This is a genomic window from Shinella sp. BE166 (assembly GCF_051201095.1).
Lineage (GTDB): Bacteria > Pseudomonadota > Alphaproteobacteria > Rhizobiales > Rhizobiaceae > Shinella > Shinella lacus.
On the sequence record NZ_JBPEHL010000002.1, the window covers coordinates 152,469 to 167,546 of the forward strand.

General features: G+C 65.8%; 16 protein-coding genes. 14 read left to right on the forward strand and 2 right to left on the reverse strand.

Annotated elements, in window-relative coordinates; translation table 11 throughout:
* The first annotated feature begins 3 nt into the window (after positions 1-3).
* Positions 4-366, forward strand: coding sequence for a hypothetical protein (locus tag J2Y63_RS04690; RefSeq protein ID WP_435265156.1), 363 nt, complete (start codon positions 4-6; stop codon positions 364-366).
* Positions 367-369: 3 nt separating this feature from the next.
* Here J2Y63_RS04690 and J2Y63_RS04695 read toward each other — a convergent pair whose 3' ends face one another.
* The gene (locus tag J2Y63_RS04695) at positions 370-1,083 is read right to left on the reverse strand and encodes a L,D-transpeptidase (protein ID WP_435265157.1); all 714 of its coding nucleotides are present in this window, start codon (positions 1,081-1,083) and stop codon (positions 370-372) included.
* A gap of 353 nt (positions 1,084-1,436) precedes the next feature.
* On the opposite strand from J2Y63_RS04695, the gene recO reads away from it, so the two are divergent.
* The 7 genes from recO to vapC all read left to right on the forward strand — a co-directional run bounded on the left by recO (position 1,437) and on the right by vapC (position 7,970).
* Positions 1,437-2,198: a DNA repair protein RecO gene (gene recO, locus J2Y63_RS04700; RefSeq protein WP_435265158.1), complete on the forward strand. Its 762-nt coding sequence runs from the start codon at positions 1,437-1,439 to the stop codon at positions 2,196-2,198.
* A complete protein-coding gene (locus J2Y63_RS04705) occupies positions 2,195-2,704 on the forward strand; it encodes a PaaI family thioesterase (RefSeq protein ID WP_319311273.1) in 510 nt (169 codons plus the stop codon). The genes recO and J2Y63_RS04705 overlap by 4 nt, the downstream gene beginning before the upstream one ends.
* Positions 2,705-2,801: 97 nt before the next feature.
* Complete coding sequence (locus tag J2Y63_RS04710) at positions 2,802-5,642, forward strand: DUF2339 domain-containing protein (RefSeq protein ID WP_435265159.1); 2,841 nt, start codon at positions 2,802-2,804, stop codon at positions 5,640-5,642.
* 36 nt (positions 5,643-5,678) lie between these two features.
* The gene (locus tag J2Y63_RS04715; protein WP_435265160.1) at positions 5,679-6,332 is read left to right on the forward strand and encodes an HD domain-containing protein; all 654 of its coding nucleotides are present in this window, start codon (positions 5,679-5,681) and stop codon (positions 6,330-6,332) included.
* Positions 6,333-6,411: 79 nt separating this feature from the next.
* Positions 6,412-7,257, forward strand: coding sequence for an MOSC domain-containing protein (locus J2Y63_RS04720; protein WP_435265161.1), 846 nt, complete (start codon positions 6,412-6,414; stop codon positions 7,255-7,257).
* Positions 7,258-7,338: 81 nt separating this feature from the next.
* Positions 7,339-7,572 carry a type II toxin-antitoxin system VapB family antitoxin gene (gene vapB, locus J2Y63_RS04725; RefSeq protein ID WP_319311282.1) on the forward strand — a complete coding sequence of 78 codons (234 nt, stop codon included), beginning with the start codon at positions 7,339-7,341 and terminating at the stop codon, positions 7,570-7,572.
* Positions 7,572-7,970, forward strand: coding sequence for a type II toxin-antitoxin system tRNA(fMet)-specific endonuclease VapC (gene vapC / locus J2Y63_RS04730; RefSeq protein WP_435265162.1), 399 nt, complete (start codon positions 7,572-7,574; stop codon positions 7,968-7,970). Before vapB ends, vapC begins: the two co-directional genes overlap by 1 nt.
* Positions 7,971-7,988: 18 nt before the next feature.
* On the opposite strand, the gene J2Y63_RS04735 is transcribed toward vapC, so the two are convergent.
* Positions 7,989-8,981: a magnesium transporter CorA family protein gene (locus J2Y63_RS04735; RefSeq protein WP_435265163.1), complete on the reverse strand. Its 993-nt coding sequence runs from the start codon at positions 8,979-8,981 to the stop codon at positions 7,989-7,991.
* A 299-nt stretch (positions 8,982-9,280) separates the two neighbouring features.
* On the opposite strand from J2Y63_RS04735, the gene J2Y63_RS04740 reads away from it, so the two are divergent.
* The 6 genes from J2Y63_RS04740 (at position 9,281) to nadC (ending at position 15,026) form a co-directional block, all read left to right on the forward strand.
* Positions 9,281-10,516, forward strand: coding sequence for an MFS transporter (locus J2Y63_RS04740; protein ID WP_435265164.1), 1,236 nt, complete (start codon positions 9,281-9,283; stop codon positions 10,514-10,516).
* A gap of 171 nt (positions 10,517-10,687) precedes the next feature.
* Complete coding sequence (nadA, locus tag J2Y63_RS04745; RefSeq protein ID WP_435265165.1) at positions 10,688-11,767, forward strand: quinolinate synthase NadA; 1,080 nt, start codon at positions 10,688-10,690, stop codon at positions 11,765-11,767.
* Positions 11,768-11,833: 66 nt separating this feature from the next.
* Positions 11,834-13,432, forward strand: a complete 1,599-nt coding sequence (locus J2Y63_RS04750; protein ID WP_435265166.1) for an L-aspartate oxidase — start codon at positions 11,834-11,836, stop codon at positions 13,430-13,432.
* A 60-nt stretch (positions 13,433-13,492) separates the two neighbouring features.
* Complete coding sequence (locus J2Y63_RS04755; protein ID WP_435265167.1) at positions 13,493-13,750, forward strand: type II toxin-antitoxin system ParD family antitoxin; 258 nt, start codon at positions 13,493-13,495, stop codon at positions 13,748-13,750.
* Positions 13,747-14,121: a type II toxin-antitoxin system RelE/ParE family toxin gene (locus tag J2Y63_RS04760; protein ID WP_435265168.1), complete on the forward strand. Its 375-nt coding sequence runs from the start codon at positions 13,747-13,749 to the stop codon at positions 14,119-14,121. The genes J2Y63_RS04755 and J2Y63_RS04760 overlap by 4 nt, the downstream gene beginning before the upstream one ends.
* Positions 14,118-15,026 (forward strand): carboxylating nicotinate-nucleotide diphosphorylase, encoded by a 909-nt coding sequence (nadC, locus tag J2Y63_RS04765; protein WP_435265169.1) that lies wholly within the window; start codon positions 14,118-14,120, stop codon positions 15,024-15,026. The genes J2Y63_RS04760 and nadC overlap by 4 nt, the downstream gene beginning before the upstream one ends.
* The last annotated feature ends 52 nt before the right edge of the window (positions 15,027-15,078 follow it).

Consider the following 15,078-nt stretch of genomic DNA (forward strand, 5'->3'; position numbering starts at 1 on the left):
ACCATGACTGCAAACATCAAGGGCGGCATCAACATCGCCATGAAGGTGCCGTCGCATCAATACGAGGCGACGATCGCCTTCTACCGCGATGTCGTCGGCCTCGAACCTTTCGACGACAAGGCACCCGCTACGGGCTTCCATCTCGGCCCGAACCGGCTGTGGATCGACGAAGCGCCGACCTTCAGCCAGGCGGAAGTCTGGCTCGAACTCTTCACGCCGGACCACAAGGTGGCGCTCGGCCATCTGGAGAAGAACGGCGCCGTGCGATGCGACGCCATCGAGGATCTGGGTGAGGGCTTTCGCGGCGGCTGGGTCATGAACCCGGCCAATGTCGTGCACATGGTTCGCGAGCCCGACGCCTGGTAATTCTTATATCGCGGCCGGCGGCGTCAAACCGTCGGCGGCCGCCATCGGCATGGCCTCGTCCACAGGCGAGTGATGCTGGAGCACCACGACGCGGCTTCCGGTCGGCACGCGGCCATAGAGGTCGATGATATCCTGGTTGAACAGCCGGATGCAGCCGCTCGACACCGCCTTGCCGATCGACCACGGCTCGGACGTGCCGTGGATGCGGAAGAGCGTGTCCTTGCCGTCCTTGTGAAGATAAAGCGCGCGCGGACCGAGCGGATTGGTGAGGCCCGGCTCCATGCCGCCCGCCCATTTCAGGTTCCGTTCCGGCTCGCGCGCGATCATGTTCTGCGTCGGCGTCCAGCGTGGCCATTCCGCCTTGCGGCCGATGCGCGCGCCGCCCTCGAATTCCAGGCCGGCCTTGCCGACGCCGATGCCGTAGCGCAGCGCCATGCCGCCATCCTGCACGAGGTAGAGGAAGCGGTCCTGCGTATCGATGACGATGGTGCCGGCCGGCTCCGCCGTCTGATAGGCGACGAGCTGGCGGAAATATTTCGGGTTCACCCGGCTGATATCCATGCCCGGCAGCGGGAAACGTTCCTCCGGCTGCGGCCCGTACATCGCCACATGCAGCGGGTCCGGCCCCTTTTTCACCGGCTTGGCGGTGGTGGCGCAGCCGGCGAGCGTGGCGGCAAGGGCCAGGAGGGCGAGGGCGCGGAGGGGGGACACACACATGAGTTGGGCACCTGTCTTTTTGATTCCGAAGCTGGCCTGCAGGCCTTGCCGCGGTTCTTTGAAGCCAAAGCCGGCATCGGCAGGGCGAGAAGAAAGCGAAACTGTGGCAATGGCTTAGGTGTGGCGTCGAGGCCACGCGTCGTTCCGCCGCAGAAAGAGCCGCCCCTCATCCGGCCTGCCGGCCACCTTCTTCCCGCAAGCGGGGAGAAGGAGATATGCCGCTCTGTTTTCCCAAGCCATAGACGTCTCTCCGGGCACGTCCCCTCTCCCCGCTTGCGGGGAGAGGGTTAGGGTGAGGGGCAACCGCGGGCTCCCGCTTGCCCCCAACCGGTCGAGGGCGTAAGGCTTGGCGCATGCAATGGAGTGATGAGGCCATCGTTCTGGGCGTTCGGCGCCATGGCGAGACGTCGGTGATCGTCGAGGTGATGACGCGTGAGCGCGGGCGCCATCTCGGCATGGTGCGCGGCGGGCGGTCGCGGACCATGCAGCCGGTGCTCCAGCCGGGCAATTCCGTCGAGGTGACCTGGCGGGCGCGGCTCGACGAACATCTCGGCGAGTTCCGCATCGAGCCGCTGGAACTGCGCGCCGGGCGGCTGATGGAGACGGCGACCGCCGTCTATGGCGTGCAGGCCATGGCGGCGCTGCTGCGCTTCCTGCCGGAGCGCGATCCGCATCCCCATCTCTACGAGGCGCTCTCCGTCATCCTCGATCACCTGCACGAACCGGCTGATGCCGGCGAGCTTTTCGTGCGCTTCGAATTGGCCGTCCTGAACGACCTCGGCTTCGGTCTCGATCTGCTCGAATGCGCGGCGACCGGCACGCGCGACGAGCTCTGCTACGTCTCGCCGAAATCCGGCCGCGCCGTCTCGCGGGACGCGGGTGCGCCCTGGGCGGCCAAGATGCTGGCGCTGCCCGCCTTTCTCGGCGACGAGAGCCGGCATGCGGCCGATGTGACGGCGCTTGCCGACGGCTTCCGCCTGACGGCCTATTTCCTCAACCGGCATGTCTGCGAACCGCGCGGGCTGGAGCTTGCCGACGCCCGCGAGGGCTTCGTGCAGGCGGCGCTGAAGGCGCTGACGCCGAAACACGAACAACCGAAAGAGGCCAGTGCATGACGGTCGAGATCTATCCGGGGCTGACGGTCGGCAGCGTCGGCACGCTGCCTTTCGACGTGGTGAAACGCGACGGTGGCTTGAAGGTGTTGCAGGCCATGCTCGCCGGCGACCTGCCGGCGCCGCCCATGGCCAAGACGCTCGCCTTCAGCATGACCGAAGTGGAGGAAGGCCGCGTCGTCTTCTCCGGCATGCCGTCGGCCGATCACCTCAACCCGCTCGGCACCGTGCATGGCGGCTGGACGGCGACGGTGATGGATTCCGCACTGGGCTGCGCCGTCTTCTCGGTCATCAAGCCGGGCGAAGCTTATACGACGATCGAGTTCAAGCTGAACCTCGTGCGCCCCGTGCTGCCCGGCATGGGCGAAGTGTTCTGCGAGGGAAAAATCATCCACCGCGGCCGCACCATCGCCACCTCCGAAGCGTGGCTGCGCGACGGCAAGGGCAAGCTGCTCGCCCATGGCACGGAAACCTGCGCCATCTTCCCGATCGAGAATTTGACGCGCTGACGGCGAAGAGATCAACGCGCTGAAACGTAACCCCGTTTGGCGTTTGGAAAAAACCGGGTAGTGTCGCCACCCTGAAGTGTGCCGTGCTGGAGTTGCAATGCTGGAAATCCTATCCTTGGTCGCCATCGGCCTGGCGCTCTACACCCTCAACGCCTCCCGCAACTCCGCCCAGAAGATCGGCGACGAGGTGATGCGGTTGAAGCGCGAGGTCGAGTCGCTGAAGGCCGGCGGGGTGGCGGTGCCGGCAGCGGAAGGGACGGGCGAGGCGGCCTCCGTGGATGTGGCGGAAGCCGCGCGCGAGGCGCCGACGGAAGAACCGGCAGAGACCCCGTTCGCAGGCCCTTGGGCCGGCCCGAAGCCCGTCACGGCGGACGAAGTCGAAAAAGGCCGCGCCATCTTCGGCGGCGCGCCGGCTGACGCGGCAGCCGCCAGCGAGACGGCGGAGGAAGCCGTTGCCGCGCCGCCCGTCGCGGCCGCGGTCAAGCCGAAGGAGAGCTTCGAAAGCCGCATCGGTGCGCGCTGGGCCGTCTGGGTGGGCGGCATCGCGCTGGCGCTCGGCGGCATCTTCATGGTCAAATATTCGATCGAGGCGGGGCTGCTCAGCCCGGCGGTACGCCTGTCGCTTGCCGCGGTCTTCGGCCTCGTGCTGATGGCGATCGGCGAGTTCGTGCGCCGCCGCACCCAGCCGCTCATCGCCAATGCCTTCCAGAACGCCATGATCCCCGGCGTGCTGACGGCGGCCGGCGCCATCACGCTTTTCGCCGTCACCTATGTCTCCTACGAGTTCTACGGCTATGTCGGCCCGGTCGCGGCCTTCGTGCTGCTTGCCGCCGTCTCCTTCGCGACGATCGGCCTGTCGCTGCTGCACGGCCAGGCGCTGGCCGGCCTCGGCCTGCTCGCCTCCATGCTGACGCCCGCACTGGTCTCGACCGACGAGCCGAGTGCCTGGAGCCTCTTCGGCTTCCTCTCCGTCGCCTGGCTCGCCACCTTCGCCGCCTCGCGCATCCGCGGCTGGCAGGTCGTGCCGGCGCTCGCCAATGGCGGCATGGCGCTCTGGGCCTTGCTCTACCTGGCCGGGGCCGAAACTGTCGATGTCGTGCCGGTGCTCGCAGCCCTGCTGGTGGTCGTCTTCGGCCATGGCCTAATCTGGCCGGGCGCTATCGCGCTCGACGACACGCCGGCGCCAGCCGGTGCCACGCCCGCCGATCCGTTCGACAAACTGCTCGCCCCGCCCGCCGTCGCGGTGTCGCTGACCGGCGCGCTCGCCGTCGTCTTCCCGGCGCTGGTGCTCGCAAGCCGGGTGCCGACGATCACCCATGCGGATTACGGCTTCGTCATCCTGGTGATGGCGCTGGCGGTGCTCGGTGCCCTGCGCGGCTGGGCGATCTATCCCGCCATCTTCTCCGCAATCGGTGCCGTCGTCGGCGTCACCACCATGGTCGCGCTGCCGGGCGGCGCGCTGATCGATACGTTCGGCGCGCTGGCACCCCCGACGCTGGAAGGCACCACGCCTATCCCGGTCCTGGGTGCTGCACCCGTCAACCTGCTGCTGGTCCTCGCGGTGGCCTATGCCGCCGTCGGTCTCGCGGCGGTGCGCCTGCGTATCGCGGGCTCGCCCCATTTCGGGGCGCTCTGGAGCCTGCTGGCGCCCGCCGTACCCTTCGCGGTGCTCGCCGTCAGCTTCCTCAATTTCGGCAATCTCTCGTTCGATGCGAAACACGGCCTCCTCGCCGTGCTGCTCGGCCTCGTCTTCTTCGCCGCGGCGGAAACCTTCTCCCGTGAGCGGACGGAGGAGGGCGGCCTGTTCATCCCGCAATGGACGCTTGCCGCCGGCGGCTTCGCTTTCCTCGTTCTGGCGCTGCACGCCCTGACGGACGGCCTTTTCACGACGCTCGGCGTGGCGGCTCTCGGCACCGCGGCCGTCTTCGCGACACGCGCCCGTGCTTGGCCCGTGCTGCCATGGCTGATGGCGGGTGCCGCCGCGGTCGTCGTCGGCCGCATCGCCTGGGAACCGACCATCGTGGGTGCTGCAAACCTTTCGAAGACGCCGGTCTTCAACCAGCTTCTCGCCGGCTATGGTATTCCGGCGGCACTTCTCGCACTCTCCGCCTTCGAGCTGCGCCGCTGGCCGGGCGAGCGCATCCGTAACCTCCTCCAGGCGCTGGCGAGCCTCTTCCTGCTTCTGACCGCCGCAATCCTCGTGCGCCATGGCATGAACGGCGGCGTGCTCGACAGTTCCGTGCCGACGCTTGGCGAGCAGGCGACCTACACGCTCTTGGTCATCGGCGCTTCGGCGATCATGATGTCGCTCGATCTCAAGTCGCCAAGCCCGGTCTTCCGTTATGGCTCCATGGCCGTCGGCGTGCTCTCGGTGCTCTCCATCGCGAGCGCCCATTTCATCGGCCTCAACCCCTATTTCACCGGGGAACTGCTCGGCAAATGGCCGTTCGTCGACCTGCTGCTCGTGGGCTACCTGCTGCCCGGCATCGCCTATGGCGGCCTTGCCTGGTATGCGCGCGGCCGGCGGCCGATGCCCTATGTCATCATGCTGGCGCTGGCCGGCGTGGCGCTCGCCTTCGCCTGGGTCACGCTCTCGGTGCGCCGCTACTGGCATGGCGAGGGCATTGCGGACTGGAAGGGTTTCCTCCAGCCGGAGACCTACACCTATTCCGTCGTCTGGCTGCTCCTCGGCGTGGCACTCCTCGTCGTCGGCTCGAAGTTCGATTCGAAGAGCATACGCCTCGCCTCGGCCGGCCTCGTGCTGATCGCCGTGGTCAAGGTCTTCCTGATCGACATGGCCAACCTTGAAGGCATCCTGCGCGCGCTCTCCTTCATCGGGCTCGGCGCGGTGCTGATCGGCATCGGGCTGTTCTACCAGAAAATCCTCTCCGGAAAGTCCGGGACCAGCGAAAAGGCGGAATTGAACGTCGAGGCGTGACAGGCTAGGTCTCGGGCAATCGAAACCGGATCGCCCATGTCCTTCACCTGCCTCGCCGCCGCCTTTTCACCCCTCGGCGACCTCGCCGAGCGCCTGCTGCCGCAGGCCTTCGTCGCCGATGACGGCTCGCACGATGCCGCGCACTTGATCCGCGTGTGGAAGAACGCACGGCGCATCCAGGCGGAGGAGGGCGGCGACCTGCGGCTTCTGGCGGCCGCAGTGCTGCTGCACGATTGCGTGGCCGTGGAGAAGAACTCGCCGCTGCGCACGCAGGCATCCCGCCTTGCCGCCGAAAAGGCCTCCGCCCTGCTTGCCGCCGAGGGCTGGGATGCCGGCGACGTGGCGGCGGTCGGCCACGCCATCCTCACGCACAGCTTTTCCGCCAATATCGCGCCGGAAACGCTGGAGGCGAAGATAGTGCAGGATGCCGACCGGCTCGATGCGATCGGCATGGTGGGTGCGGCGCGCTGCTTCTACATTGCCGGGCGCATGGGCAGCGGCCTCTACGATCCCCTGGACCCGCTCGCCGAACACCGCCCGCTGGACGACAAGGCCTTCGCCATCGATCATTTCGAGGTCAAGCTCTTCAAGCTGGCGAACGGTTTCCAGACGGCGGCAGGCGCGCGCATGGCCGGCGAGCGCACGGCGCGCCTGCGCACGATCCGCGACATGCTTCTGGATGAAATCTGAAGAAAAACATGCTTTTGTGACACCGGATTGAATCGGTTCGCCAAAGCGTTGACTCAAAACCTCAGGAAACGACGCCGCCATGAAGATTGAAGGTCTGAACATTCACCCGCTGAAGAGCGGCCGGGCCATCCCCGTCGAAAGCGCGACCGTGCGCCTCGATGGGCTTGCGGGCGACCGCCGCTTCATGATCGTCGAGCCGGACGGCCGCTTCATCACCCAGCGCGAGTTGCAGGCGCTCGCCCGTGTCGAGGCGACGGCGGTCGGCGAAAGCCTCCACCTCGAAATGGAAGGCCGCCAGCTCTTCGCGAGCTTCGAGCCGGAAGACCGCATCGACGTGACCATCTGGGACAGCCCGGTCAACGCCGCCGTCGCCGACGAGGCCGTCAACGAGACGCTTTCCGACTGGTTCGCGCGTCCCGTCAAACTCGTGCACATGGATGCGCTGGCCGTGCGCGCCGAGGGCGAGGACTGGGCCGGCAGCCCGGCGCCCGTCGGTTTTGCCGACGGTTTCCCCGTTCTCGTCACGACGACGGGCTCGCTTGCCGATCTCAACCGCACACTTGCCGCCAAGGGCCAGGAGCCCGTCGGCATGGACCGCTTCCGCACCAACATCCTCGTCACCTGCGACGACCCCTGGGCCGAGGATTTCTGGGAGGCGATCGAGATCAACGGCATCGTCCTCGATTTCGTCAAACCCTGCGCCCGCTGCATCATGACCACGCAGGACCAGATGACCGGCGAACGCATCGGCGGAAATCCCATCCAGGGGCTCGCCGAAAAACGCATGTCCGCCGACCGCCGCGTGCCCGGCGTGCTCTTCGGCTGGAACGCGGTGCCGCGCGGCGAAGGCGAAATCCGCCTCGGCGACGAGGTGCGCGTGACGAAGACGCGCGCTGAGCGGTGGCCGATGAAGATTCGGGCCTAGCCTGCGGCGGACGCCCATTCTTGCATTTTTCGGCTCTGCGCCTTATGTATATCCCAACGGGATATCACAAAGGGGCGAAGCATGGCCAGTTCGACCGTTTTCACCAGCAATCGCAGCCAGGCTGTTCGCCTTCCCAAGGCACTCGCCTTTCCGGAGCATGTGCATCAGGTCGATGTTCTGAAGATCGGCCGCAGCCGCGTCATCGTCCCGCAGGGCCAGAGATGGGACGATCTCTTCGCGAACGGGCCGCGGGTCAGCGACGATTTCATGAACGAAAGGGAGCAGCCGGCCGCCGAAGCGCGCGAGTCTTTCTGATGCTGACCTATATGCTCGACACCAATATCTGCATCTATGTGATGAAGACCTATCCGCCGGCCGTGCGCGAAAAATTCAACGCGCTGGCCGAGCAGCTCTGCATATCAAGCATCACGCTCGGCGAGTTGCACTACGGCGCGGAGAAATCGGCGCGGCGTGCGGAAAACCTGATGGCGATCGAGCATTTCGTGGCGCGGCTGGACGTCCTGGCCTTTGGCGACAAGGCGGCGGCGCATTATGGGCAGGTCCGTGCGGAGCTGGAGCGGGCGGGCACGCCCTGCGGCCCCCACGACATGCAGATCGGCGGCCACGCCCGCAGCGAGGGGTTGATCGTCGTCACCAACAATCTCCGGGAGTTTGCCCGCATGCCGGGCCTAAGGGCCGAAAACTGGCTGTAATCGGCCCTTGAGATGTTCTCAAACCCACCCGCGCCGCTTGAAATACAAAAACGGCATCAGGGCCGAAAAAATCATCAGGCCGATCGCGAAGGGGTAGCCGAGCGTCCATTGCAGCTCCGGCATCAGTTCGAAATTCATGCCATAGGCCGAGGCGACCAGTGTCGGCGGCAGGAAGACGACCGAGGCGACGGTGAAGATCTTGATGATCTGATTCTGCTCCAGATTGATCAGGCCGAGCGTCGCGTCGAGCAGGAAGTTGATCTTGCCCGACAGGAAGGCGGCATGGTCGCCGAGCGAGGCGGCATCGCGCTGCACGAGCTTGACGAGCTGGCGGATTTCCTTCGAGGGCCGGCGTGACGGGCTTTCCAGCGCCGCGTGGTAGGCGACGAGGCGCGAGATGCTGACGAGGCTTTCGCGCACGCCGCTCAGGAAATCGCCCTTGCGGCCGAGCTGCTCGATCAGCGCTTCGAGGTCGCGCGTCTTCTTGCGGGAGGGGCCTTTCTTGCTGCGGAACACCTCGCGCGAAATACCGTCGATCTCGTTGCCGAGCCGCTCCAGCACATCCGCCATGCGGTCGATCACCGCCTCGATGACGCCGAGCATGACGTCCTCGCCGGTCTCGTAGCTGTGGCCGTTGCCGCGCAGCGCCCGGTTGCAGAAGGTGACGAAGGGTTTTGCCTCGGCATGGCGCACCGTCACCAGCGTCGGCCCGCGCAGGATGAAGGTCACCGGCATCTTGGCCGGCTCGTCGCCGTCGAGATTGGTGAGCGCCGTCATGGTCATGAAGGCGGCCCCGTCCTCCTGATAGAGGCGGGCGGACAGCTCGATGTCCTCCATCTCCTCGCGCGTCGGCATGGTGATGTGCAAGGCCGCCTCGACGTCCGTCACTTCCTCGGTCGTCGGGTTCAGAAGGTCATACCAGAGGGCAGGGTTGATCGCCTGCTCGATGGCGGGGTTGGAAATTTCGCGCAGGCAAAAGCGGTCAGCCTTGCGGGCATAGATCTGCAGCATGTTTCGCTCCTTGGAGGGCATTCTCGCCATCCGGAGCGAAGCCGAAGCCTCTTACCGGAATGGTCGCGCGATCGCTCTCGATAGTCGACTGTCGGGGTCCATTGATCTTATCCGGGTTTGGTTGGCGTCCTGTGACGCCTGCGTGGCACATGCGCCTAAAATGCAGCGGCGTCAAGCACATCCGGCCGACGGCGGGACCGGTTTGTTTCATCAATCCGGCTGATCGCTCGGTCAATTAAATTCGCTTTTGTTAATGCATGCCCGGCGATAGGTTTCCCTCTCAGATTTCGGAGATGCCCATGTCCGCCCCATCCATCGTTGCGGCCCGCGCCGCGAGCCGGCCCATGCCCTGGCTCATCATCATCGCCGGTTCGCTGATCGCCGTGCTCACCTTCGGCCCGCGCTCGGCGATGGGCTTTTTCCAGCTTCCCATGCTGCAGGATACCGGCTGGGACCGCACGACCTTCGGGCTTGCCATGGCGTTCCAGAACCTTGCCTGGGGCGTCAGCCAGCCGTTCTTCGGCGCCATCGCCGACAAGTTCGGCACCTGGCGCGTGCTGCTGATGTCGGGCCTTCTTTATGCGCTCGGCCTGTTCCTCATGTCGCTCGGCACCTCGCCACTCTGGCTGCATATCGGCGGCGGCGTGCTGGTGGGGCTCGGCGTCGGGTCCGGCTCCTTCGGCATTCTGCTTTCCGCCTTTGCCCGCAATGTCACGCCGGAGCAGCGCTCCATGGCCTTCGGCATCTGCACGGCGGCGGGCTCTGCCGGCATGTTCCTGTTCGCCCCGCTGTCGCAAGGGCTGATCAGCGCCTATGGCTGGTCGGACAGCCTCGTCTATCTCGGCATATTGATGCTCCTCGTGCCGCTGATCGCCATTCCGCTGCGCGGCAATTCCTCCTCCGGCATCACGGCCGCGAGCGATTACAAGCAGACGATCGGCGAGGCGCTGAAGGAAGCGCTCGGCCACCGCAGCTACCTGCTGCTCGTCGCCGGCTTCTTCGTCTGCGGCTACCAGGTGGCGTTCATCACCGCGCATTTCCCGGCCTATCTCGGCGATCTGGGTATCGATGCGCGTTATGCGGTGATCGCGCTGGCGCTGATCGGCTTCTTCAACATCATCGGCTCGCTCGCCGCCGGCGTCATCGGCCAGCGGTATTCGAAGCCGTATTTCCTCGCCTATATCTACATCGCCCGCTCCGTGGTGGTGTCGGCCTTCATCCTGCTGCCGAAATCGCCGGCCTCGGTCATCATCTTCGCCATCCTCATGGGCCTGCTCTGGCTCTCCACCGTGCCGCCGACCAATGCGCTCGTCGCCATCATGTTCGGCACGAAGCATCTCGGCCTGCTGGGCGGCATCGTCTTCCTGTCGCACCAGGTCGGCTCGTTCCTCGGCGTGTGGATGGGCGGCTATCTCTACGACCAGTTCGGCACCTATGATCCGGTGTGGTGGCTCGGCGTGGCGCTCGGCATCTTCGCGGCGATCGTGCACTGGCCGATCCAGGAAAAGGCCGTCCTGCGCCCGGCGATCGCCTGATGCCAAATGCTTGCGCCGCCCGAAATGATTTCAGGCGGCGCTCCTTGCAAACCGTCACAAAAGTTTCTAAATCTGAATCACCGGCCCATGCCGGTTTTGTTTTGAAGCTATTATGCTCAAAGTGAGCAAAATAGCATTCCGCCGAAAGGGGCGGAGGAAAAGGAGGGTTCCATGACCGTTCTGGCCCAGCATGCGGCAGCCGCCGGCGCAGCGCGTCCGCTCACCGCCGCGGAGCGCTTCGGCGTGCTCGAAAAGCCCGACCTTTCCTTCACGCCCGAGATCGCGCGCGAGACCGAGCACCTCTACGAGAAGGTGAAGCAGTTCATCCCCGCCTTCGAATGGCCGGTCTATGCGCCCTATGTCGCCGCTATTAATCGGCTGAAGAAGGAGCGCGGCGCCGTCATCCTCGCGCACAATTACCAGACGCCGGAAATCTTCCACTGCGTCGCCGATATCGTGGGCGATTCGCTGCAGCTCGCCCGCGACGCCACCAAGGTGGATGCCGAGATCATCATCCAGTGCGGCGTGCACTTCATGGCGGAAACGTCGAAACTGCTGAACCCGGAAAAAACCGTGCTCATCCCGGATTCGCGCGCCGGCTGCTCGCTGTCGGAATCGATCACCGGCGAGGACGTGCGCCTCCTGAAGCAGCGTTATCCGGGCGTGCCGGTTGTGACCTACGTCAACACGTCGGCCGACGTGAAGGCGGAGACGGACATCTGCTGCACCTCGTCGAACGTGCTCGCCGTCGTGGAGAGCCTGGAGAGCGACACCGTGCTCTGCATTCCCGACGAGTATCTCGCGATGAACGTCGCCAAGCAGACCAACAAGAAGATCCTGACCTGGAAGGGCCATTGCGAGGTGCATGAGCGCTTCACGGCGGCGGAGCTGCTGTCCTACAAGGAGTCCCATCCCGGCATCGAGATCATCGGGCACCCGGAATGCCATCCGGACGTCATCGCCGTCTGCGATTTCGCCGGCTCCACCTCGGGCATGATCAACTACGTCAAGGACAACCGTCCCTCGCGCGTGCTGCTCGTCACCGAATGCTCGATGGCCTCCAACATCCAGGCGGAGCTGCCGGGCGTCGATTTCGTCAAGCCGTGCAATCTCTGTCCGCACATGAAGCGCATCACGCTGCCGAAGATCCTCGACAGCCTGGTGACCATGACGGACGAGGTGCTGGTCGATCCGGCGATTGCCGATCGCGCCCGCCTCGCCGTCGAGCGGATGGTGAACCTGAAGCAGTAGGCCGCCCTCCAGCCTCGAGGGAAGGGGCAATGCCCCTCGGCTAGCGGCGCGTCGGAGGAGTGAGACATGCCCATTGATAGTTTTCGCCCGCAATCTTGGAACGGTATCGACGATATCGTCATCGTCGGCGGCGGCCTTGCCGGCCTCTTCTGCGCGCTGAAACTCGCGCCGCGACCCGTCACGATCCTCGCGGCCGCCCCCATCGGCCAGGGCGCGTCGTCTGCCTGGGCGCAGGGCGGCATCGCGGCGGCGATGAGCCCCGGCGACACTTTCGACAAACACGTCGCCGACACGCTGGAGGCCGGCGCCGGCATCGTCGACGAGAAGATGGCGCGCTTCATGGTCTCCAAAGGCCCTGCACGCATCCACGACCTGCTGGAATACGGCGTGCCCTTCGACCGTGACCTAGAAGGCAAGCTGCTGCTGTCGCGCGAGGCCGCCCATTCCGAGCGCCGCATCGTGCGCGTCAAGGGCGACATGGCCGGCAAGGCCATCATGGAAGCGCTCATCGCCGCCGTAAGGAAAACGCCGTCGATCCGCGTTCTCGAAGGTTATGTCGTCGAGGAGTTGGTGCGCGAAGGCCGCTTCATTTCCGGCGTTGTCGCGCGGCCGGATGCCGGCCAGGCGAAGAACCGCGTGCATTTCCCGGCCCGCGCCGTGGTGCTGTGCTCGGGCGGCGTCGGCCATCTTTTTGCCGTCACCACCAATCCGTGGCAGGCCTGCGGTCAGGGCGTCGGCATGGCCGCGCGCGCCGGCGCCATCATCGCCGATCCGGAATTCGTGCAGTTCCACCCGACTGCCATCAATATCGGCCGCGATCCCGCACCGCTCGCCACCGAAGCCTTGCGCGGCGACGGCGCGCATCTCATCAATTCCACCGGCCACCGCTTCATGCTGGATATCCACGAGGACGCGGAACTCGCACCCCGCGACATCGTCTCGCGCGGTGTCTTCGCCGAAGTGCAGGCCGGCCGCGGCGCTTTCCTCGATTGTACCAAGGCGGTGGGCGCCCATTTCCCCGACATGTTCCCGACGGTCTACGCCTCCTGCAAGGCCGCCGGCATCGACCCGGTGACGCAGCCGATCCCTGTCGTGCCTGCCGTGCATTACCACATGGGCGGCGTGCTGACGGATGCGGAAGGCCGCACCTCGATCGACGGCCTGTGGGCCGCCGGCGAGGTCACCTCCACCGGTGTGCACGGCGCCAACCGCCTGGCCTCGAACTCCTTGCTCGAAGCCGTCGTGTTCGCCGCTCGCATCGCGGAAAACATCAAGGGCATGCTGCCGGAGCCGAAGACCAACGACTGGGGCAAGAATGCCGGCGAGAGCGACGACCTCGTGACCATCGAGGACAGCCCGGCCTTGACGCGGCTGCGCCGCATCATGAGCGACCACGTCGGCGTCATCCGCACCCGCGACGGCCTAAAGGCCGCAATCCGCGAGATTGCCGCGCTGGAACGCGAAAACAGCCGCATGCGCTTCCACAACATCGTCACCACGGCAAAGCTCATCGCCACCGGCGCGTATCTGCGCGAAGAAAGCCGCGGCGGCCACTACCGCTCCGATTTCCCCGAGCAGAAGGCCAACTGGAAACACCGCACCTTCCTCACGCTTTCGGAAGCGGAAAAGGTAGTGGCGGACGTGGCGGAAACGGCGGCGGCGTGAGGATTGGCAAAAATTGACAATTGCCTTTCCAGCGCTAGAATCGGGCGAGAGGATCGCGCCATGCCGACACTGAACGTAAGCCTGACACCGGAATTCACCGACTTCATCGAGGATGCCGTCGCAAGCGGCTCCTATGTCTCGGCAAGCGAGGTCGTGCGCGACGCGCTGCGCCTGATGCGCCAGGAGCAGGAAAGCGAGGCGGCAAAACTCGCGATGCTGCGCAAGGCGGTCGATGCCGGACTGGCGCAATCCGAGCGTGGCGAATTTGCCGAGCGATCCGTCAGCCACATCTTTTCCGCGGCCGTCGCCGAGCGATGAGCCGTGTCCGGCTGACTCGGGAGGCCGAACGGGATCTCGCCGAAATCGCCCGCTACACCGTGGCGACGTTCGGCGCCGAGCAGGCGATGCGCTACGCCTCGCTGATCGAGCACGCCCTCGACCTTCTGGCGGAGGACCCCGGCCGGCCTGCCTCGCGCGACCGCGACGAACTGCGCCCCGGCGTGCGCTCCCTGCATCTCTCGCGCGCCGCCGGCCGGCGTCATGCCGCCTCGCATGTTCTCTATTACCATCTTGTGGCCGGAGCGGAGGGCGCGCAGGATATCGTCATACTCCGCGTCCTGCATGAACGCATGGAGCCGCTGAAGCGGCTCGTCGACGCCAATAGCCCTGAAAAGGATCAACAGCCATGACCACCCCCTATCTCCCCGTCCTCTCGCCCCTGATGGTGGAGGAACAGGTGCGCGCGGCCTTGTCGGAGGATCTCGGGCGGGCAGGCGACATCACCAGCCAGGCGACGATCGCGCCGGAGATGGCGGCGGCGGCGGAGCTGAATGCGCGCGAGGACGGCGTCGTCGCCGGGCTTGAGCTTGCCCGCGCAGCGTTCCGGCTGACGGACCCGGCGATCCGCTTCGAGGCCTTCGTGAAGGATGGCGACAAGCTCGCGCCCGGCACGGTGATCGCGAAAGTGTCCGGGCCGGCGCGCGCGGTTCTTTCGGCCGAGCGGGTGGCGCTCAATTTCCTCATGCATCTGTGCGGCGTCGCGACCCACACCGCGCGGTTTGCCGACGAGATTGCCCATACGGCGGCAAAGGTCTGCTGCACGCGCAAGACTATTCCGGGGCTCAGGGCGCTGGAAAAATATGCGGTGCGCATGGGCGGCGGTTCTTCGCATCGCTACGGGCTGGATGACGCGATCCTCATCAAGGACAATCATATTGCAGTTGCCGGCGGGGTGGCGGGCGCCATCCGCGCGGCGCGCGCCTTCGCCGGTCATCTGGTGAAGGTCGAGGTGGAGGTGACGACGCTGGAGGAGTTGGAGGAGGCGCTGGAGGCGCAGCCCGATGTCATCCTGCTCGACAATATGGGGCCGGAACTGCTGCGCCGCGCCGTCGAGATCAACCGCGATTGCGCCGGCCTGACGGATGCGACCTATGCGACCGATCCGCGCCGCGTGAAACTCGAAGCCTCCGGCAACGTCAACCTCAAGACGATCCGCGCCATCGCCGAGACCGGCGTCGACTATATTTCGACCTCCAAGATCACCATGGCTGCGCCGACGCTCGACATCGGCCTTGACGTTGTCGTGAGCGGCTAGCCTGGAACACCCCCGACGGCGATGCGTTCCGGTTTCATGAGCAATCACAATC